This window comes from Ligilactobacillus sp. JN-6 (Y).1 (assembly GCF_058111525.1).
Map to the genome: position 1 here is coordinate 1,844,167 of NZ_CM176599.1, position 18,366 is coordinate 1,862,532.

Annotated in this window: 18 protein-coding genes, 8 tRNA genes and 3 rRNA genes; 27 read left to right on the plus strand and 2 right to left on the minus strand. The window is 42.3% G+C overall.

Features of this window, described 5'->3' with window-relative positions:
* Positions 1-223: 223 nt before the first annotated feature.
* From comGA to AC3XNE_RS08590, 14 genes are all read left to right on the plus strand, one after another.
* Entirely contained in the window at positions 224-1,204 is a 981-nt protein-coding gene (gene comGA / locus AC3XNE_RS08525; protein WP_489831662.1) for a competence type IV pilus ATPase ComGA, read from the plus strand.
* Positions 1,197-1,766 (plus strand): type II secretion system F family protein, encoded by a 570-nt coding sequence (locus tag AC3XNE_RS08530; RefSeq protein WP_489831663.1) that lies wholly within the window; start codon positions 1,197-1,199, stop codon positions 1,764-1,766. Before comGA ends, AC3XNE_RS08530 begins: the two co-directional genes overlap by 8 nt.
* The gene (locus AC3XNE_RS08535) at positions 1,727-2,203 is read left to right on the plus strand and encodes a type II secretion system F family protein (RefSeq protein ID WP_489831664.1); all 477 of its coding nucleotides are present in this window, start codon (positions 1,727-1,729) and stop codon (positions 2,201-2,203) included. Before AC3XNE_RS08530 ends, AC3XNE_RS08535 begins: the two co-directional genes overlap by 40 nt.
* Entirely contained in the window at positions 2,200-2,505 is a 306-nt protein-coding gene (locus tag AC3XNE_RS08540) for a prepilin-type N-terminal cleavage/methylation domain-containing protein (RefSeq protein WP_489831665.1), read from the plus strand. Before AC3XNE_RS08535 ends, AC3XNE_RS08540 begins: the two co-directional genes overlap by 4 nt.
* A complete protein-coding gene (locus AC3XNE_RS08545; RefSeq protein ID WP_489831666.1) occupies positions 2,498-2,947 on the plus strand; it encodes a prepilin-type N-terminal cleavage/methylation domain-containing protein in 450 nt (149 codons plus the stop codon). The genes AC3XNE_RS08540 and AC3XNE_RS08545 overlap by 8 nt, the downstream gene beginning before the upstream one ends.
* Positions 2,925-3,191: a hypothetical protein gene (locus AC3XNE_RS08550; RefSeq protein ID WP_489831667.1), complete on the plus strand. Its 267-nt coding sequence runs from the start codon at positions 2,925-2,927 to the stop codon at positions 3,189-3,191. The genes AC3XNE_RS08545 and AC3XNE_RS08550 overlap by 23 nt, the downstream gene beginning before the upstream one ends.
* Positions 3,154-3,624, plus strand: coding sequence for a competence type IV pilus minor pilin ComGF (locus tag AC3XNE_RS08555; protein ID WP_489831668.1), 471 nt, complete (start codon positions 3,154-3,156; stop codon positions 3,622-3,624). The genes AC3XNE_RS08550 and AC3XNE_RS08555 overlap by 38 nt, the downstream gene beginning before the upstream one ends.
* Positions 3,625-3,684: 60 nt before the next feature.
* Positions 3,685-3,924 (plus strand): hypothetical protein, encoded by a 240-nt coding sequence (locus AC3XNE_RS08560; RefSeq protein WP_489831669.1) that lies wholly within the window; start codon positions 3,685-3,687, stop codon positions 3,922-3,924.
* Between the two features lie 98 nt (positions 3,925-4,022).
* Positions 4,023-5,048: a class I SAM-dependent methyltransferase gene (locus AC3XNE_RS08565; RefSeq protein ID WP_489831670.1), complete on the plus strand. Its 1,026-nt coding sequence runs from the start codon at positions 4,023-4,025 to the stop codon at positions 5,046-5,048.
* Positions 5,049-5,187: 139 nt separating this feature from the next.
* The gene (locus tag AC3XNE_RS08570) at positions 5,188-5,796 is read left to right on the plus strand and encodes a metallophosphoesterase (protein WP_489831671.1); all 609 of its coding nucleotides are present in this window, start codon (positions 5,188-5,190) and stop codon (positions 5,794-5,796) included.
* 10 nt (positions 5,797-5,806) lie between these two features.
* On the plus strand, positions 5,807-7,192 hold the full coding sequence (locus AC3XNE_RS08575; RefSeq protein ID WP_489831672.1) for a bifunctional metallophosphatase/5'-nucleotidase: 1,386 nt from the start codon (positions 5,807-5,809) through the stop codon (positions 7,190-7,192).
* Positions 7,193-7,230: 38 nt separating this feature from the next.
* Positions 7,231-7,848, plus strand: coding sequence for a YutD family protein (locus AC3XNE_RS08580; protein ID WP_489831673.1), 618 nt, complete (start codon positions 7,231-7,233; stop codon positions 7,846-7,848).
* 50 nt (positions 7,849-7,898) lie between these two features.
* The gene (locus AC3XNE_RS08585) at positions 7,899-8,681 is read left to right on the plus strand and encodes a TIGR01457 family HAD-type hydrolase (protein ID WP_489831674.1); all 783 of its coding nucleotides are present in this window, start codon (positions 7,899-7,901) and stop codon (positions 8,679-8,681) included.
* Complete coding sequence (locus AC3XNE_RS08590; RefSeq protein WP_489831675.1) at positions 8,671-9,303, plus strand: TIGR01906 family membrane protein; 633 nt, start codon at positions 8,671-8,673, stop codon at positions 9,301-9,303. The genes AC3XNE_RS08585 and AC3XNE_RS08590 overlap by 11 nt, the downstream gene beginning before the upstream one ends.
* 46 nt (positions 9,304-9,349) lie before the next feature.
* On the opposite strand, the gene AC3XNE_RS08595 is transcribed toward AC3XNE_RS08590, so the two are convergent.
* Positions 9,350-10,009: a VTT domain-containing protein gene (locus tag AC3XNE_RS08595; RefSeq protein ID WP_489831676.1), complete on the minus strand. Its 660-nt coding sequence runs from the start codon at positions 10,007-10,009 to the stop codon at positions 9,350-9,352.
* An 87-nt stretch (positions 10,010-10,096) separates the two neighbouring features.
* Positions 10,097-11,101 (minus strand): NAD(P)/FAD-dependent oxidoreductase, encoded by a 1,005-nt coding sequence (locus AC3XNE_RS08600; RefSeq protein WP_489831677.1) that lies wholly within the window; start codon positions 11,099-11,101, stop codon positions 10,097-10,099.
* Positions 11,102-11,321: 220 nt separating this feature from the next.
* Here AC3XNE_RS08600 and AC3XNE_RS08605 point away from each other — a divergent pair, with 220 nt between their 5' ends.
* The 13 genes from AC3XNE_RS08605 (at position 11,322) to AC3XNE_RS08665 (ending at position 18,366) form a co-directional block, all read left to right on the plus strand.
* The gene (locus AC3XNE_RS08605) at positions 11,322-11,903 is read left to right on the plus strand and encodes a peptidylprolyl isomerase (RefSeq protein ID WP_489831678.1); all 582 of its coding nucleotides are present in this window, start codon (positions 11,322-11,324) and stop codon (positions 11,901-11,903) included.
* 34 nt (positions 11,904-11,937) lie between these two features.
* On the plus strand, positions 11,938-12,330 hold the full coding sequence (locus tag AC3XNE_RS08610; protein ID WP_489831679.1) for a CvfD/Ygs/GSP13 family RNA-binding post-transcriptional regulator: 393 nt from the start codon (positions 11,938-11,940) through the stop codon (positions 12,328-12,330).
* Positions 12,331-12,715: 385 nt separating this feature from the next.
* A 16S ribosomal RNA gene (locus AC3XNE_RS08615) occupies positions 12,716-14,280 on the plus strand.
* Between the two features lie 220 nt (positions 14,281-14,500).
* A 23S ribosomal RNA gene (locus tag AC3XNE_RS08620) occupies positions 14,501-17,424 on the plus strand.
* A gap of 90 nt (positions 17,425-17,514) precedes the next feature.
* Positions 17,515-17,631, plus strand: a 5S ribosomal RNA gene (rrf, locus tag AC3XNE_RS08625).
* The 16S, 23S and 5S rRNA genes sit together here with 8 tRNA genes alongside, the layout of an rRNA operon.
* A 9-nt stretch (positions 17,632-17,640) precedes the next feature.
* Positions 17,641-17,713 (plus strand) — tRNA-Val (locus AC3XNE_RS08630).
* 7 nt (positions 17,714-17,720) lie between these two features.
* A tRNA-Lys gene (locus AC3XNE_RS08635) sits at positions 17,721-17,793 on the plus strand.
* Positions 17,794-17,864: 71 nt separating this feature from the next.
* A tRNA-Thr gene (locus AC3XNE_RS08640) sits at positions 17,865-17,937 on the plus strand.
* A 3-nt stretch (positions 17,938-17,940) separates the two neighbouring features.
* Positions 17,941-18,012 (plus strand) — tRNA-Gly (locus AC3XNE_RS08645).
* Positions 18,013-18,024: 12 nt separating this feature from the next.
* Positions 18,025-18,110 (plus strand) — tRNA-Leu (locus tag AC3XNE_RS08650).
* Positions 18,111-18,122: 12 nt separating this feature from the next.
* Positions 18,123-18,196: transfer RNA gene (locus AC3XNE_RS08655), tRNA-Arg, on the plus strand.
* Between the two features lie 5 nt (positions 18,197-18,201).
* Positions 18,202-18,275 (plus strand) — tRNA-Pro (locus AC3XNE_RS08660).
* A gap of 17 nt (positions 18,276-18,292) precedes the next feature.
* Positions 18,293-18,366 (plus strand) — tRNA-Met (locus tag AC3XNE_RS08665).

Genomic DNA, 18,366 nt, shown 5'->3' on the forward strand with positions numbered 1-18,366 from the left:
TATAACTGGGTCTGAAGTCCAGGATCACCTTATTATTAGGGTGGTCCTGGGCTTTTTTGTGTCTTTTTTTCAGAAAAGTCGCCTAAGATAATTTATTCTGGATATAAAAACTTGCAGAGAAATTAAGAGCGCTTGATCCCGACTCACATAAATTTAATTTGATAAACATAGAATTGCACTTTTTGCGTATATGTTTATGATTCAAAAATAAAGGAGGTCAAAAATGAATGAAGAAATAGTAGAAATTTTTGAAAAAGCAATTAGTCAGCATGTTAGTGGTGTCTATATTTTACCTAAAGCAGATGGCTATGAGATCAGTTTTGGTAATGCAATAAGGTTCATATTGTATAAAAAGATCTCGCAAGTTCAGGCAAATCGACTGATCAATTTTTTTAAGTTTAAAGCAGACATGAGTTTAAGTGAACGACGCAGACCGCAATTAGGAGCATGGACTTACGAAACAAAAGGTCAGAAAATATTTTGTCGTTTTTCCAGCGTTGGGACTTTCTTGGATAAAGAATCGTTGGTCATTAGATTCATTTATCCAAATGACCTTAAGAATAGTAGTTATTTTCAGCGAAAACAGTTTGATCAGATATTGCAGACTTGTCAGAAAAGGGGGTTGATTTTGTTTTCTGGCCCAATGGGTTCGGGAAAAACAACTGCGATGTACACCTTCGCCCGCTGTTTACGATCAAAGCTCATTATGACGATCGAAGATCCTGTCGAAATATATGAGCCCAGTTTTTTACAACTTCAAGTTAACGATAAAGCACAAATGACTTATGAGAGATTATTGACGGCTGCTTTGAGATTACATCCGGATGTTTTCGTGATCGGTGAGATAAGAAACGAACAAACAGCTGCAATAGCTATTAAAGCAGCTTTAAGTGGTCATTTGGTGCTAAGTACTGTCCATGCGCAAAATGTTTATGGAGTTTTTTCACGTTTACTAAATTTAGGTATTTCTAAATATGATCTGGAACAGACTGTTCAATTAGTTTCCTATCAACGACTGATAGAAACTACTAGTGGGTCGGCTAAAGTTTTATTTGATCTTTTATCGTTAGAACAAACTTCATGGGGCGAGATCAGAAGCAAAAAACGGGGTGTTATGACTGATGAATGGAGTAAGAATCTTAACTCGTGTGTCCAAAAGGGAGAAATCACAGCTGATACAAAAGAAAAGTATTCATTTGGATAAGAAAATGACCTTAAAAGAACAAGCGGACTTTTTCACTTCTTTAGCAGATATGCTTCGAGCCGGTTTTTCTCTCAAGAAAAGTTTGCTTAACGTTAAATTGCTTGATCGCAAATGGCAGATCGAGATAGATGAAATGATCCTGCAATTAAATCTAGGTGCTACTTTTAGTCAAGCGGTCGAGCCGTGGATCTCAAAACAGTCTTACTTTCAGCTTAAAATGTCAGAGCAGCATGGTAATTTGGAACGGGCAATCCAAGAATTAGGAAAATTTTTGTACAGTTTTAATGAACAGGTACAGAAATTAAGAGGTCTATTATTGTATCCAGTTATGTTATTTATTTTACTTGCTGGCTTATGCGTTTCGATCAAAGTCTGGCTATTGCCTAAATTGGCAACTTTTTCTGATCCGGTAGGTGGCGCTAAGCAAGTTCCATTTTTTGAGGATCCGGTACGAGTAGTTAAAGGGATAGTATTCATTTTTCTAATAGTAATCCTTATTTATTTCAGCAGGGTACTCCACTGGTGGTTCAACGCCATGTATGGTATGCACAATTACCTGTAGTTGGTAAACTTTATCGTTTGTATTGTGCGTATTTGATAACGTTTGATCTTTCACTGTTGTTTCAATGCGGACTTGATATTCAACAAATATGTGTGTATTTGCAAGATTTTAAGAAGAATTCTATCTATCATCAACTAGGACACGAATTGAATATTGTGTTAAATGAAGGGCAAGAGGTCAATGATTTTATCCTGCGCTATTCGTTTATTCCACAAGAATTGCTTTTTTTCTTAAACAATGGAGATACTAAAGAAGAGATGAGTAGGGAACTAGCATTGTTTGCTGAGAATGCCTACCGGAACTTGATCAGAGGATCTGAGCGCGTACTGACTTGGGTCCAACCATTGTTGTTTCTAATAATCGCGGCAATAATTATTGGCACATACTTGGCAATTTTGCTGCCTTTGTATTCAAGTATTGGGGGGATCTACGAATGAAGAAAAAAACTACACAAGGCTTTACTCTAGTAGAAATGGCAGTTGTTTTATTCATTATCAGCTTGCTGATCTTAATAGTAATTCCAAATGTTGGTAAGCAAAGAGGGCGGGCGGTCAGCATTAATAATAGCGCCTTACAAACGGAGCTGAATTCACAAGTTGAACTATACAAAGATGAACATAATTTAAGTAATTCTAGTTCGATCACATTAAGTGATTTGAAAAAAGGGGGCTATCTCAGTAATGCTCAGATCAAGCAGATCCAAAAAGAAGGATTGCAAATAGGAAAAACCGATGAATAAGTATTTGCATGCAAGTAAAACTGGCTTTTCGTTACTTGAAATGAGTATTGTTTTATTCTTATTTGCATTAATTTGTATATCGCAATTTACTCCAAGTTCATACACTACAAAGAAGATGGCAGAAGAAGGATTCTGGCTTAGTTTCAGACAAAATTGGACAAGTCTGGTTGTTACAAGCCATCGCCAAAAGACAGCCGGGTTAGTGATTTTTCTTAATAATTCTATTCAATTTACAAATCATAATTCTACTGAAAAAAAGCAAATACAATTACCAAAAACAATGCATGTTCAAGGTGGTAAGAAAGAAGAAAAATTGTATAGCAATGGAGGCACACAACCACAAACCGTCAGGTTGTATTCAGACCTAAATGGGGCATCTTATGATATTGTTTTTGAGTTAGGTTTTGGAGGACAGTATCGTGTGCAAAAAAATAAAAATTGACCAGGGGTTTATATTAGCAGATGCATTAGTGACTCTTTGGATCGTGTCGTTATTTATTATAATGTATTGTTCAATCGATTCACGAGTCATTCGTCAAGAAAATAGCTTGATTCAGAAAGTGGAATTGTCAAGCCGCTTGCTGAGTAAAAGTAACGAGCTTATCACAGCAGAAGAGAACATTAATAAAAAAAGTATTGAGGCCAAAAATGGAGAGCAAACACTGTCTGTCGAAATCAAAAAGTAAAATACCAGCTTTTACACTGGTAGAAACGATTATCTCATTGAGCGTTAGTTTGGTGGCTGTTTTTTTGTTGACCGGTTTTCTAGAAAACAGGCACAAAGAAAATTCCTTCAGCCACAGGACTGACCATTTTCAAGTGATCGCTGCAGTTGTCGGCTTGCAATCTGATCAGTTAAATTTGCAATACCGTAAAACAAAAGATGATCAAGTAGTTTTTTATAGTCCAGACAAACAAATGGAGTATTCCTTAAAAATCACTGGAGATCGGTTGGTGATGCGTGGAAAAAAAGAGGGCTATATGCCATTGTTATTTGGATTGGATGACGGAAAAATTTCTTTTCGCGAACCGTATCTGACCTTGGATCTTAGTTTAAATGGGGTAAAATACCATGAAAAAATTTCTTTTCCGCCGGCAAAAAATCAAAAGCAACCTTAATAAAAAAGTACCAGGAGATATCTTTTTTCTGCCTTGGTTTTTTTAATGTTCGCCGCTTCTATGATCACAGGAAAAATTGTTTACTATCATACTAGTGCAATGGCATATACTGAGCTTATTCAGCAAAATGAAGCGCAGGCTATGAAAAATATGGCTGTTGCGAATGAATTGCATGATAAACAAGAACTTAAATTTAATATAGGTGAGGCTAAGCGTAGCAAAGATAAATGTATTGTTTGGCTCAATAATCAGAAAAAATTTGAATTTTCTATTGCTAGTTGGAAAGATGAGGACAATTAGCAAGAAAATTGTGAGTCGTTGCTACGAAAGATAGTGAAAGCTTGAAATTATTACCCCCTGTCTGTACACTGAAGTATTAGAAGATAATTGAGGTGAACGTGTTGGAATTAGAAGATATAAAGAAGACATATGATCTGCTGGAACAAGCGATCGACTTGATGCAAAAAAACGAAGATCTTTCGTATTTAGATGCTTTCATCCAGGTCGCTGATGATCTGCTTGAGGGTGGAGAGGTTTATAATGAAAACGATGAATTGGATAAAGATGTAGTCACAGAGTTAGAAGGAATCTATCGAAAACTTGATTTTAAATATTTTAAATCAGAAGAGATCCGTCAGGTGATCCAGCTTGTTTTATTGCGCTCCTATAGACAAGAAAGAATCCAAGCTAATCACCAAATGACACCTGATTCGATCGGCGTTTTGATTGAATATTTCATCGAAAAATTAAGTCGTCCTGACCAAGAACTCGAATTACTTGACTTAGTCGTTGGTACAGGTAATTTGCTTGGGGCGGTCATGAACCGTTTGCAGTCGAGTGGATGGAAAAAGTTACACGGCGTAGGCGTCGATAATGATGATACCTTATTGGCCATTGCAAGTATTGCAGCTCAACTCGAAGAACAAAATATTGACTTGATCCACCAAGACGCGATCGGGGATCTTCCGCTTAAGCCTGCAAATGTAGTTTTGAGTGATCTGCCTGTGGGCTATTATCCTCTGGACGATAGAGTGCAAAGATTTGAAACACACGCAAAAACTGGTCATTCATACGTGCATCATATTTTGATCGAGCGTTCGTTAGAAATCTTGCAACCAGGAGGAGTCGGTATTTTTGCGATCCCGCGGGGTCTGTTCGAAACAAAAGAAGCTCAGACCTTGCTAAAATATATTCAAAAAACTGGTTATTTGCAGGCGCTATTAAACTTACCTGCTGAGTTGTTTGCTTCAGAAAAATCACAAAAATCTTTATTGCTGTTACAAAAAAAGGGTAATGGTGCTCATCAGGCACAACAAGTATTATTGGGAGATTTTCCTTCATTCAAAGAAAAGAAAGAATTTAGTGATTTTCTTGTGCAGATCGATCAGTGGATCTCGAATGAAAAATTGAGTATCGCGAACTAATGATATTTTAAATAGCTGATAGACAGGGGGCGACCTCGCGTTTATTAGCTGTTTTTAGTTTGGGCTTGAGAGCAGAATCTTTTTTTGTAGCAAAATTCAGTGTAAAATTGACAGTGAGAGAGCGACGAGGGGCGAGATAATGATTTTTTTTACAGCAGATACACATTTTTTTGACGAACATTTAAAGCATGACCAACATTTTGCTGCACGTGATTTTTTAACTGTGGCCGAAATGAACCAAACGATTATCGACCATTGGAATGATGTTGTCGGGCCTGAGGATACGGTTTATCACTTAGGAGATGTGGCACAGACGAGATCCAATCAGGCAGGTCATGAAAAGGTACTGGATGTATTGTCTCAACTTAACGGACAGATCGTTTTTATTAAAGGAAATCATGATCCGCGCTCGCAGATCAAATATTTAAGTCGCAATCAATTGCAAACGCCTGGAGGTAAGGATAAGTTCCTTTTTTATGATGTGGGACTAATACTAAAATTTGACCATTATCAGTTCTTTTTGACACATTATCCATTGATTATTGGTGTCTCAGTCAATAGTATCAATTTGCACGGACATATTCATCACTTTTCTGTTAATTCGGATTCTAACATTAATGTTGGTGTTGATACTCCAGAAGTAGATTATTTGGCGCAAAGCAAGCGACCGTTTGGCCGACCATTCTCTCAAAAAGAAGTGGTTGAAATAGTTAAAAATAAAAAGATGGATTTTCAGAAAAGGAAATAGGTTTAATGCGATGAATGAAAAAATTACGATTTTACACACCAATGATTTTCATTCTCATTTTGAAAATTGGCCAAAAGTGAGAAGATATCTCCAAAGAACAAAAAAGTCTTTGGAAGATCAGGGCCAAACAGTAATCACAGTTGACTTAGGGGATGCGATGGACCGAGTTCATCCGTTGACTGAAGCTACAGATGGCAAGTTCAATGTTGAGTTGTTAAACACAGTTGACTATGATGCACTAACGATTGGAAATAATGAAGGTATCGGTAATTCGCATGAACAACTGGCAGCTCTCTACACAAAAAGCAAAGCACCAGTTGTTTTAGATAATTTGATCGATCTGCGTACAAAAAAAAGACCTTCTTGGGTCAAAGTTTCGAAAATAATCAAAACTAAAAATAATACTAAAGTTGGTTTGTTGGCTTGTACTGCTCCTTTTGGTCCAACTTATGCGATGAATGATTGGTTAGCCCTAGATGTCGATCAGGTTTTGCCGGACATGGTAAAGATGTTGCGGCCGCGGGTGGATGTTTTAGTCTTACTGTCTCATCTTGGAATTGATATGGATCGTTATATTTCCGAGAAATATCCGGAGTTTGATGTGATCTTGGGTAGCCACACGCATCACTTACTGGAAAACGGTGAGTTTGACGGTGATACCTTAGTCTGTGCCGCCGGTAAATGGGGCCAGTATATCGGTCGAGTTTCTTTGAGTTACTCTAGTGACAAGCAGCAAGTTATCAGTAAAAAAGCTCAAACGATCGCTACCTCAGATTTACCAGAGGCAATGGGTGATGAAAATGAAGTCTCGAATTATACTAAAAGAGGAAAACATATCTTAAACATGCAAAAGGTAGCTGTTTTGCCTCATGATTATCTTGGGTCGCGCGTTCGTGATTCTTCATTGATGCATGAAGGCTTGCAAGCGGTAGAAGAAATTACAGGTACTTCCACATCTATTTTAAACGCGGGTTTATTTTTGGGAGATCTGAAACAAGGCACATTGACTAAAAACAACTTGCACCAGCTATTGCCTCATCCAATGAGAATGGTGCGTGCAAACTTATCAGGCTATAATATCTGGCGTTTGATCCGTGAAATGGAAAAAAATCGTAAGCATTTGCGTCGCTCTATCGTTAAGGGAAATGGTTTCCGTGGGACGGTTTTTGGAGAACTCGTATACGATGGTATTGAGTATAAGGCTGCTGACAAACAAGTTTTATGGCATGGGCATCCGCTTGATCCGGAAAAAACGTACACGTTTGGTACGGTGGATAATTTTATCTATGGACCTTTTTTCCCGACACTTGAAATTGCAGGAGATATTTCATATATTGGTGATCGCTTTTTGCGCGATGCCCTAGGAGATCACTTTGCGCAGAAATATCCGGTATAGTATAATTATTCGTGTTTTAAATTTTGGAGGAAACTTTAGTGAATACTGAAAAGAAAGAACGAAGGGAAGCTCAGCTTGCAAAAAAAGCAGAAGCTATCAAGGCATATGCGAGTGAAGTGGTAATGACTGACAAAATTCATTTAACGATAGATGGGCGCCCTTATGAGCTTTTAGTTGATTTTCATGAGGGGTTTGACGTTGAAAAATTAGAAGAACGTTTTAGTGAGATCTTGACTAAATATGATTATATCGTTGGTGATATGGGCTTTGATCAGTTGCGTCTGCATGGCTTTTACAAGAATGGCAGCAAGAAAGGGCTTCCTTCACAAAATATTGACCGTTTGCAAGATTATTTATTTGAATATTGTAATTTTGGCTGTCCCTATTTTGTATTGCGTAATATAGAGGTCCAAAAGCAAAAGCCAAGGTCCACATTGGATAAAGAGCTTTATGATAATGAGCGACCAAATAAAGGACATAAGACAGGAAATAACAAGAATCGAAAACGGCGTCAAAAAAAGAGAAGAGCAAAAAATAACCCTTATACTTCGGAGAAAAGTTATGCTGTTCATGAAAGAAAGAAAAAACAGCCTGCCAAGACGGCGAAACAAAATAAACATGCAAATAAGAGGCATTTTGTGATCCGACAGAAATAGGTTTTTTTGAAAATGGTTGTTTAAATTTAGTGCAGAAAGAGAGAATTTTGATGAAAAATTACCAGGGCTATATGATCGACTTAGATGGGACAATATATCGGGGTAAAGAAAAAATACCAGCAGCTAAGAGGTTTATTGAACGGTTACAGGCTGAGAATGTTCCCTTTTTGTTTGTGACCAATAATAGTACTCAAGAACCTGAAAAGGTAGTACAAAACTTAGCAAACAATTTCGACATCCATGTTGGAGTGAACAATGTTTTTACGTCCGCTTTAGCAACGGCGGACTATTTGGCTGATTTGGATATTAACCAACGCTCTGTCTATGCGATTGGCGAGATCGGCTTAAAGAAAGCTTTATTAGGTCGAGGATTTGCGTTTGAGGAAGATGATCCTGCTTCTGTGGTAGTGGGCCTGGATTATGATGTCACGTATCACAAATTTGAATTAGCGACTTTAGCGATCAAAAACGGAGCACGTTTTATAGGAACAAATGCAGATACAAACTTGCCGAATGAACGAGGGTTAGTTCCTGGTGCTGGTTCATTGATCGCTTTAGTGGAAAAAGCGACTCAGCAAAAAGCTACTTTTATAGGAAAACCTGAAACTATCATTATGGAAAAGGCCTTGGCACAGATGGGGCTAGAGAAAAAACAAGTTGTCATGGTCGGTGATAATTATATGACTGACATTACTGCTGGGATCAACTTTGGAGTAGACACCTTGTTAGTTTATACTGGTGTTTCTACCAAAGCCCAGGTACAACGAAAAGAGATCAAACCGACCTATGAGCTCGATTCACTTGATGATTGGGAGATAATCCATGGTAAATAGAATAAAGAACCAATGGTTATTGAATATCGTCTTATTTTTGACGATATTTTCTTTATGTATTGCATTGGTCATTAATTTTCGGCCTTTGTATTATCTATTTGTGGATCAGCAGCATCTTGCTGATACGGTTAGCTTAACAAGAAATGGCCTGATCAAGGATTATCAGCACTTGCTGAACTATTTAAATTTTCCGTGGGTGACTTCTTTAAACATGACTTTACCCAGTTCGGCAAATGGTTTGCAGCATTTTGCGGATGTTAAGCGTTTATTTTTGTTGGACTATGTTGTATTGATCATTGGTACACCGATCAGTATTTATTATTTAAGGAACTTAAAGAAGCGTCAAATGCTTTGGAGTTTGATTGCGCCCGCGCAGATCACGCTAATGGGCCTGGCTGTTTTGGTGTTCATGCTGATCGTCTCATTTCAGCAATTTTTTGTGGCATTTCACAAGATCTTGTTTAGAAATAACGACTGGATCTTTGACCCAACTAAAGATCCGATCATAGAGGCGTTGCCGGATGAATTTTTCTTGGCTTGCTTTGTCTTATTCTTTATCTTATTTATATTTATCATGGTAGTGTTGATCATTATTGGTAAAAAAAGCTTGAAGGCCAAATAAAAAGATCTTGCGATTAGGGATCACCCTAACAACGAGATCTTTTTTGTTATTCGTCGGTTTTTGTATTTGAGCTTTCGGAGCTGCCTTTGATAACACCAACTATAGCAGGAATCAACGAGACAATGACGATCCCAATGATTATCATCGAAAAATGCTCTTTAACGAAAGATAAGTTGCCAAAAAAGTAACCTGCTCCACAGCACAACGCTACCCAAATTGTTGCTCCGATAACATTGTGTTTAATGAAGCTATTATACTTGAGTCCTGATCCGGCTGCGATAAAAGGTGCAAATGTTCGAATAATGGGCATGAAGCGTGCCAGTGTAATCGACATCGCACCATGCTTTTCAAAGAACTTTTCTGTTCGCTCTAAGTATTCCGGTTTGACTGCCTTTTGAAACCATTTTGCAGACTTTAACTTATTGCCAAGAAAATGGCCGATCATAAAGTTGGTACTATCTCCAAGAATAGGGGCTAGCAAGAATAATGCTAAGAAGATCCAGATGTTTAAATCATAATCTGGGTTTGCTGCTAGAGCAGCCGCGGCAAATAATAAAGAATCGCCGGGTAGAAAGGGTAAGATCACCGCACCGGTCTCCACGAATATGATAAGAAACAAGATCAAATATGTCCAACCGCCGAAGTTGTTCACAATATTAATTAGGTGACCGTCGATGTGTAATACGAAATCGATTAAATTTGCCAAATCTTTTTTCTCCTTATGTTATTGATTAGATCATTATACTTTTTTGAAGCTAACAGTTCAAAGCTTTTCGCTGGCTTTAAGCAAATTTTACTTGTTGTATTTAAGCATTAATTCTGTACTGTGAGCTGGCTGTCGCCGGTCAGGAAAGACGTAAAGTAAAGCATTATTTATTGCCGTAGGGGCTTCTCCCATGCCGGATGCGATCAAAGCAGGGCGTCCTTCTTTATAAGCAATATCTCCGATCGCATAAATGCCCGGGACAGAGGTTTCTTGTTTTTCGCTGACTTTAATGGCATGACGTTGCATTTCTAGACCCCAGGATTCTATGATCGTGTTGCTGGAAGAAAAACCGTAATTGACGATCAAGTCATCGAAGATAACACTTTTTCTTTCTTTATCACGCGCTTTTTGCAAAATAATATCCAGCCGCATTTTTGAGGTTTCTTTAAGGCCTTTGATCGTGTAGGGAGTCAAGAAACTGACATTTTCTCTTTGCTGTAAGGTATTTATACTACTTTCTAATGCTCTGAACTTATCTCGACGGTGGATCACCGTGACGGATTCAGCAATAGGTGCTAATTCAAGAGCCCAGTCGATTGCTGAATCTCCTCCGCCGGCTAGAGCAATGTTTTTATTTTTAAATTTCGAAGGATCAGAAATAAAATAGTGTAATTGGCGGCCTTCGAAATCCGCTGCATTATCAACTCTTAGCTTACGTGGTTCAAACGACCCTATACCGGCTGCGATAATGATCGCTCTACTATAGGTAGTACGCTTGGTAGTTTTGATTTCAAAGCCCTTATCTGTCTTCGTAAAGGATTCAACCGTTTCTTTTAAGAAAACGTCAGGCTCAAACGCATGAGTTTGCTCGTTCAAATTTTTGATCAAGTCTTTACCGGATGTTTGATAATAAGCTGGGATATCATATAAAGTTTTTGCAGGGAATAAGGCAGTTACCTGACCGCCTAGATTATCAAGGCTTTCAATTATTTGAGTTTTGGCCATGTGCATACGTGCATACGTAGCTGCGAACATGCCAACTGGACCGCCACCGATGATGGTCAAGTCATAGTATTCATTGTTATCATTCATTATGAGAAAAATGCTCCCTTCGATGCTGGGCAAAGGATAGACTTGATTTTGGCTCTCTTTGATCAATAAGGATCTTGAGGATCCTTTTTACCATCACTAAACCCAAGTTAAATAAAACATTCATTTTATAGACTAGCATTAATAAGTAGTAAAATAAATTGGTAAATTTAGCGGATTTTTTGTATTATTGATGGAGTATAAAAAACCTAAGGAGCTTATTATGAATTATCCACAATCAGATTTAAAGAACGTTAACGGACCACATGCAAAAATTTCCACTACGATGGGTGAAATAAAAGTTCAGTTGTTTCCAGAGCAGGCACCTAAAACAGTTAAGAATTTTGTCAGCTTAGCACAAAATCATTATTATGATGGCACTATTTTTCATCGCGTAATCCCTGAATTTATGGTACAAGGCGGCGATCCGACTGGTACAGGAATGGGCGGTCAAAGTGTTTATGGCTCTCCCTTCGAGGACGAATTTTCGCTGGAGTTGTTTAACATTCGTGGCGCATTATCTATGGCGAATGCTGGTCCAAATACTAACGGTAGCCAATTTTTCATTGTGCAAAGCACTCAAGTTCCCGCAGATTTGGTCGAACAAATGAAAGCTGCTAATTATCCGCAAGAGGTCATTGATATGTATCAAAATGGAGGAACACCTTGGTTGGATCATAGACATACTGTTTTCGGGCAGGTGATCACTGGACTTGATGTTGTTGATCAGATGGCGGCAGTTCAAACTGGTGCCCAGGATAAGCCGGTCGATGATATAAAAATTAAAAGTGTGGTTATTGAATAAAGTCCAATATTACATTGTAAGGGGGTAAGACATAATGGCGGAATATCGTATAGGACAAGTTATTACTGGACATGTCACCGGCATTCAGCCATATGGTGCTTTTGTTGCTTTAGATGAACATACGCAAGGATTGATCCATATATCAGAATGTCATCACGGTTTTGTTGATGATGTTTCTAAGTTTTTAAAGGTAGGGCAAGAGGTTTCTGTAATGATAATAGATATTGATTTGTATACGGAAAAAATCTCTTTGTCAATTCGTTGTTTGGAAAAGCCGTTTGATTTTTCTCGATCGCGTAAACGTGCTAGATTTCAGCATAAGAATTACTGGACAGATCGTGGTGTTTCTACTGGCTTTAAACCAATTCGCGATAGGCTTGAAGGTTGGATCTCTCAAGCATTGGATGATATTGATGCAGGTAAATAAAAAAAGTACTTGACCGCTGGCAGTATATGCTGGTATTATATTTCTTGTCGCTTGCGGCGATATAGAATAATTTAAATAAGAATTTTTTAAGTTTCTTTTGACATTTAATTATTTTAATGATATTCTATTTTTGGTTGATGTTGTTGGCTTTTAGCTTTAAAAAAAACTTCATCAGTTATAAAAAAGTTCTTTACAACTAATTCTGTTATTGATATAATAAATGTCGTTGTGATTGAACTTTTAATAGTTTGAATCATGCGAGTAGATCTTTGAAAACTGAACAAAGTTTCGACAAATCAAATGTGTGAGGTCGCTTATCCTAGTGATAAGTGCAAACAACATTTGCGAAGTCAATTCGCTAGTAAAATTTATGAGTCACAAACTTTAAAATGAGAGTTTGATCCTGGCTCAGGACGAACGCTGGCGGCGTGCCTAATACATGCAAGTCGAACGCAAACTGTCGACACTGAATGCTTGCATTCAGCGTTGGCAGGGCGAGTGGCGAACGGGTGAGTAACACGTGGGCAATCTGCCCAAAAGTGGGGGATAACACTTGGAAACAGGTGCTAATACCGCATCGACCGGCTGACCGCATGGTCGGCCGGGTAAAGACGGCTTTTAGCTGTCGCTTTTGGATGAGCCCGCGGCGTATTAACTAGTTGGTAAGGTAACGGCTTACCAAGGTGATGATACGTAGCCGAACTGAGAGGTTGATCGGCCACATTGGGACTGAGACACGGCCCAAACTCCTACGGGAGGCAGCAGTAGGGAATCTTCCACAATGGACGCAAGTCTGATGGAGCAACGCCGCGTGTATGAAGAAGGTCTTCGGATCGTAAAATACTGTTGTCAGAGAAGAACACGGGATAAAGTAACTGTTGTCCCGCTGACGGTATCTGACCAGCAAGTCACGGCTAACTACGTGCCAGCAGCCGCGGTAATACGTAGGTGGCAAGCGTTGTCCGGATTTATTGGGCGTAAAGGGAACGCAGGCGGTCTTTTAAGTCTGATGTGAAAGCCTTCGGCTTAACCGGAGAAGTGCATTGGAAACTGGGAGACTTGAGTGCAGAAGAGGAGAGTGGAACTCCATGTGTAGCGGTGAAATGCGTAGATATATGGAAGAACACCAGTGGCGAAAGCGGCTCTCTGGTCTGTAACTGACGCTGAGGTTCGAAAGCGTGGGGAGCGAACAGGATTAGATACCCTGGTAGTCCACGCTGTAAACGCTGAATGCTAGGTGTTGGAGGGTTTCCGCCCTTCGGTGCCGCAGCTAACGCACTAAGCATTCCGCCTGGGGAGTACGATCGCAAGATTGAAACTCAAAGGAATTGACGGGGGCCCGCACAAGCGGTGGAGCATGTGGTTTAATTCGAAGCAACGCGAAGAACCTTACCAGGTCTTGACATCTTTTGACCATCTGAGAGATCAGCATTTCCCTTCGGGGACAAAATGACAGGTGGTGCATGGCTGTCGTCAGCTCGTGTCGTGAGATGTTGGGTTAAGTCCCGCAACGAGCGCAACCCTTATTGTCAGTTGCCAGCATTCAGTTGGGCACTCTGGCGAGACTGCCGGTGACAAACCGGAGGAAGGTGGGGATGACGTCAAGTCATCATGCCCCTTATGACCTGGGCTACACACGTGCTACAATGGACGATACAACGAGTCGCGAGACCGCGAGGTTCAGCTAATCTCTGAAAGTCGTTCTCAGTTCGGATCGTAGGCTGCAACTCGCCTACGTGAAGTCGGAATCGCTAGTAATCGCGGATCAGCATGCCGCGGTGAATACGTTCCCGGGCCTTGTACACACCGCCCGTCACACCATGAGAGTTTGTAACACCCAAAGCCGGTGCGGTAACCAGTTGGAGCCAGCCGTCTAAGGTGGGACAGATGATTGGGGTGAAGTCGTAACAAGGTAGCCGTAGGAGAACCTGCGGCTGGATCACCTCCTTTCTAAGGAAAAATTACGGAAACTCACACGATTTGTACAGAAACTTTGTTTGGTTTTGAGAGGTCTACTCTCAGATCCGTTCTTTGAAAACTGAATAACATTTATTTCTTGATCAATAATTTTATTAAACCGAGAACACCGCGTTTGAAAGAGTTTCAAACAAGAATTCAAAATGAAGTAGTAAACGCAAACTCATGACCCATTTATCTACGATAAATGTCAGGTCAAGTTAGGAAGGGCGCATGGTGGATGCCTTGGCACTAGGAGTCGATGAAGGACGTGACTAACTGCGATATGCTTCGGGAAGCTGTAAGTAAGCAATGACCCGGAGATCTCCGAATGGGGCAACCCGATGACTGTAACGAGTCATGATCGCTGGCTGAATACATAGGTCAGGCGAGGACAGACGCAGGGAACTGAAACATCTAAGTACCTGCAGGAACAGAAAGAAAGATCGATCCCCTTAGTAGCGGCGAGCGAACGGGGGACAGCCCAAACCAAGAAGCTTGCTTCTTGGGGTTGTAGGACTGGACATTTGAGTTAGCAAGAAGCACTGTAGCTGAACGGCTTGGGAAAGCCGGCGAGACAGGGTGACAGCCCCGTAAGCGAAACAGTCCTTCCTCAGTCCAGGATCCTGAGTACGGCGGAGCACGTGAAACTCCGTCGGAATCCGGGAGGACCATCTCCCAAGGCTAAATACTGCCTAGTGACCGATAGTGGACCAGTACCGTGAGGGAAAGGTGAAAAGTACCCCGGGAGGGGAGTGAAACAGTTCCTGAAACCATGTGCCTACAATTAGTCAGAGCCCGTTAAGGGGTGATGGCGTGCCTTTTGTAGAATGAACCGGCGAGTTACGTTAACGTGCCAGGTTAAGGTGGAAAGACCGGAGCCGCAGCGAAAGCGAGTCTGAACAGGGCGACTGAGTACGTTGACGTAGACCCGAAACCAAGTGACCTACCCATGTCCAGGTTGAAAGTGCGGTAAAACGCACCGGAGGACCGAACCCGTGTATGTTGAAAAATGCTGGGATGAGGTGTGGGTAGCGGTGAAATTCCAAACGAACTTGGAGATAGCTGGTTCTCTCCGAAATAGCTTTAGGGCTAGCCTCGGGAGTTAAGGATCGTGGAGGTAGAGCACTGTTTGGACTAGGGGCCCGTCTGGGGTTACTGAATTCAGATAAACTCCGAATGCCACTGATCTTGTCCCGGGAGTCAGACTGCGAGTGATAAGATCCGTAGTCGAAAGGGAAACAGCCCAGACCACCAATCAAGGTCCCTAAATATGTGTTAAGTGGAAAAGGATGTGGGATCGCACAGACAACTAGGATGTTGGCTCAGAAGCAGCCACCATTCAAAGAGTGCGTAATAGCTCACTAGTCGAGTGATCCTGCGCCGAAAATGTAACGGGGCTAAACACATTACCGAAATTGTGGATCCGACCGTCAGGTCGGGTGATAGGAGAGCGTTCTAAGGGCGCAGAAGCCGGACCGTGAGGACCGGTGGAGCGCTTAGAAGTGAGAATGCCGGTATGAGTAGCGCAAGGTCAGTGAGAATCTGACCCACCGTAAGACTAAGGTTTCCTGGAGAAGGCTCGTCCTCCCAGGGTCAGTCGGGACCTAAGCCGAGGCCGCAAGGCGTAGGCGATGGGCAACAGGTGGAGATTCCTGTACTGGACCGGTCTGTTTGAGCGATGGAGGGACGCAGGAGGCTAACGGAGCGTGCAGCTGGAAGTGCACGTCCAAGCAGCGAGTTGCAGGACGAGTCAAATGCTTTTCCTGGCGGAAGATGAGCTGTGATGGGGAGCGAAATTTAAGTAGCGAAGGAAGTCAGGTCACACTGCCGAGAAAAGCTCCTAGCAAGGATCGGTCCACCCGTACCGCAAACCGACACAGGTAGTCGAGGAGAGTATCCTCAGGTGAGCGAGTGAACTCTCGTTAAGGAACTCGGCAAAATGACCCCGTAACTTCGGGAGAAGGGGTGCTGGTCTGACGACCAGCCGCAGTGAATAGGCCCAGGCGACTGTTTATCAAAAACACAGGTTTCTGCAAAATCGTAAGATGATGTATAGGGGCTGACGCCTGCCCGGTGCTGGAAGGTTAAGAGGATGAGTCAGCGTGAGCGAAGCTCAGAATCGAAGCCCCAGTAAACGGCGGCCGTAACTATAACGGTCCTAAGGTAGCGAAATTCCTTGTCGGGTAAGTTCCGACCCGCACGAAAGGCGTAACGATCTGGGCACTGTCTCAACGAGAGACTCGGTGAAATTATAATACCCGTGAAGATGCGGGTTACCCGCGACAGGACGGAAAGACCCCATGGAGCTTTACTGTAGCTTGATATTGGGTGTTGGTGCAACTTGTACAGGATAGGTAGGAGCCGTAGAACACGGGACGCTAGTCTCGTGGGAGGCAGTGGTGGGATACTACCCTCGTTGTATGAACACTCTAACCCGCGCCGGTTGATCCCGGCGGGAGACAGTGTCTGGTAGGCAGTTTGACTGGGGCGGTCGCCTCCCAAAAGGTAACGGAGGCGCCCAAAGGTTCCCTCAGAATGGTTGGAAATCATTCGCAGAGTGTAAAGGCAGAAGGGAGCTTGACTGTGAGACTGACAAGTCGAGCAGGGACGAAAGTCGGGCTTAGTGATCCGGTGGTCCCGCATGGAAGGGCCATCGCTCAACGGATAAAAGCTACCCTGGGGATAACAGGCTTATCTCCCCCAAGAGTCCACATCGACGGGGAGGTTTGGCACCTCGATGTCGGCTCATCGCATCCTGGGGCTGTAGTCGGTCCCAAGGGTTGGGCTGTTCGCCCATTAAAGCGGTACGCGAGCTGGGTTCAGAACGTCGTGAGACAGTTCGGTCCCTATCCGTCGCGGGCGTAGGAAATTTGCGAGGATCTGTCCTTAGTACGAGAGGACCGGGATGGACACACCGCTGGTGTACCAGTTGTCTTGCCCAAGGCAGCGCTGGGTAGCTAAGTGTGGTCGAGATAAACGCTGAAAGCATCTAAGTGCGAAACTCACCTCAAGATCAGATTTCCCATTCCTTTCTGGAAGTAAGACCCCTGAGAGATGATCAGGTAGATAGGATGGCAGTGGAAGTGCCGCGAGGCATGGAGCGGACCATTACTAATCGGTCGAGGACTTGACCACAGAGTGGCGCAGGACTCGGTGAAAGCAGCGAGCAAGGATGAATGTTAGTCAGTTTTGAGGGAGCGGATCTCTCAAAGAAAGAAATACGAGTGCGGTGGTGAGGGCACGAAGGCTACACCTGTTCCCATGCCGAACACAGCAGTTAAGCTTCGTTACGCCGAGAGTAGTTGGGGGATCGCCCCCTGTGAGGGTAGGTAGCTGCCGCGCTTGTTTTTTGGAGGATTAGCTCAGTTGGGAGAGCGTCTGCCTTACAAGCAGAGGGTCACAGGTTCGAGCCCTGTATCCTCCATTTTCTTGAGTCGTTAGCTCAGTTGGTAGAGCATCTGACTTTTAATCAGAGGGTCGACAGTTCGAGCCTGTCACGACTCATTATTATCCCATGATAATCTTGACAAGCGGTTATCTGTTTGGTAAACTGATAAAGTTGTCTTTACAAGTTTGCCGACTTAGCTCAGTTGGTAGAGCATCTGATTTGTAATCAGAGGGTCGGGCGTTCGAATCGTCTAGTCGGCATATGCGGAAGTAGTTCAGTGGTAGAACATCACCTTGCCATGGTGGGGGTCGCGGGTTCGAATCCCGTCTTCCGCTTGTCAAAATACTGCCGGGGTGGCGGAACAGGCAGACGCACAGGACTTAAAATCCTGCGGTGAGTGATCACCGTACCGGTTCGATTCCGGTCCTCGGCATTTTGATTATATGCACCCATAGCGCAATTGGATAGAGTGTCTGACTACGAATCAGAAGGTTGTAGGTTCGACTCCTACTGGGTGCATTGATCGGGAAGTAGCTCAGCTTGGTAGAGCACCTGGTTTGGGACCAGGGGGTCGCAGGTTCGAATCCTGTCTTCCCGATTAATATGTTTTTTTATCGCGGTGTAGCTCAGCTGGCTAGAGCGTCCGGTTCATACCCGGGAGGTCGAGGGTTCGATCCCCCCTGCCGCGA

What these genes read in the sequence shown, in the direction of transcription:
- comGA (WP_489831662.1), top strand. Translation starts at nt 224, where the DNA reads ATGAATGAAGAAATAGTAGAAATTTTTGAAAAAGCAATTAGTCAGCAT.
- AC3XNE_RS08585 (WP_489831674.1), top strand. Translation starts at nt 7,899, where the DNA reads ATGAAAAATTACCAGGGCTATATGATCGACTTAGATGGGACAATATAT.
- AC3XNE_RS08560 (WP_489831669.1), top strand. Translation starts at nt 3,685, where the DNA reads ATGATCACAGGAAAAATTGTTTACTATCATACTAGTGCAATGGCATAT.
- AC3XNE_RS08575 (WP_489831672.1), top strand. Translation starts at nt 5,807, where the DNA reads ATGAATGAAAAAATTACGATTTTACACACCAATGATTTTCATTCTCAT.
- AC3XNE_RS08555 (WP_489831668.1), top strand. Translation starts at nt 3,154, where the DNA reads ATGGAGAGCAAACACTGTCTGTCGAAATCAAAAAGTAAAATACCAGCT.
- AC3XNE_RS08610 (WP_489831679.1), top strand. Translation starts at nt 11,938, where the DNA reads ATGGCGGAATATCGTATAGGACAAGTTATTACTGGACATGTCACCGGC.
- AC3XNE_RS08545 (WP_489831666.1), top strand. Translation starts at nt 2,498, where the DNA reads ATGAATAAGTATTTGCATGCAAGTAAAACTGGCTTTTCGTTACTTGAA.
- AC3XNE_RS08605 (WP_489831678.1), top strand. Translation starts at nt 11,322, where the DNA reads ATGAATTATCCACAATCAGATTTAAAGAACGTTAACGGACCACATGCA.
- AC3XNE_RS08600 (WP_489831677.1), bottom strand. Translation starts at nt 11,101, where the DNA reads ATGAATGATAACAATGAATACTATGACTTGACCATCATCGGTGGCGGT.
- AC3XNE_RS08570 (WP_489831671.1), top strand. Translation starts at nt 5,188, where the DNA reads ATGATTTTTTTTACAGCAGATACACATTTTTTTGACGAACATTTAAAG.
- AC3XNE_RS08540 (WP_489831665.1), top strand. Translation starts at nt 2,200, where the DNA reads ATGAAGAAAAAAACTACACAAGGCTTTACTCTAGTAGAAATGGCAGTT.
- AC3XNE_RS08590 (WP_489831675.1), top strand. Translation starts at nt 8,671, where the DNA reads ATGGTAAATAGAATAAAGAACCAATGGTTATTGAATATCGTCTTATTT.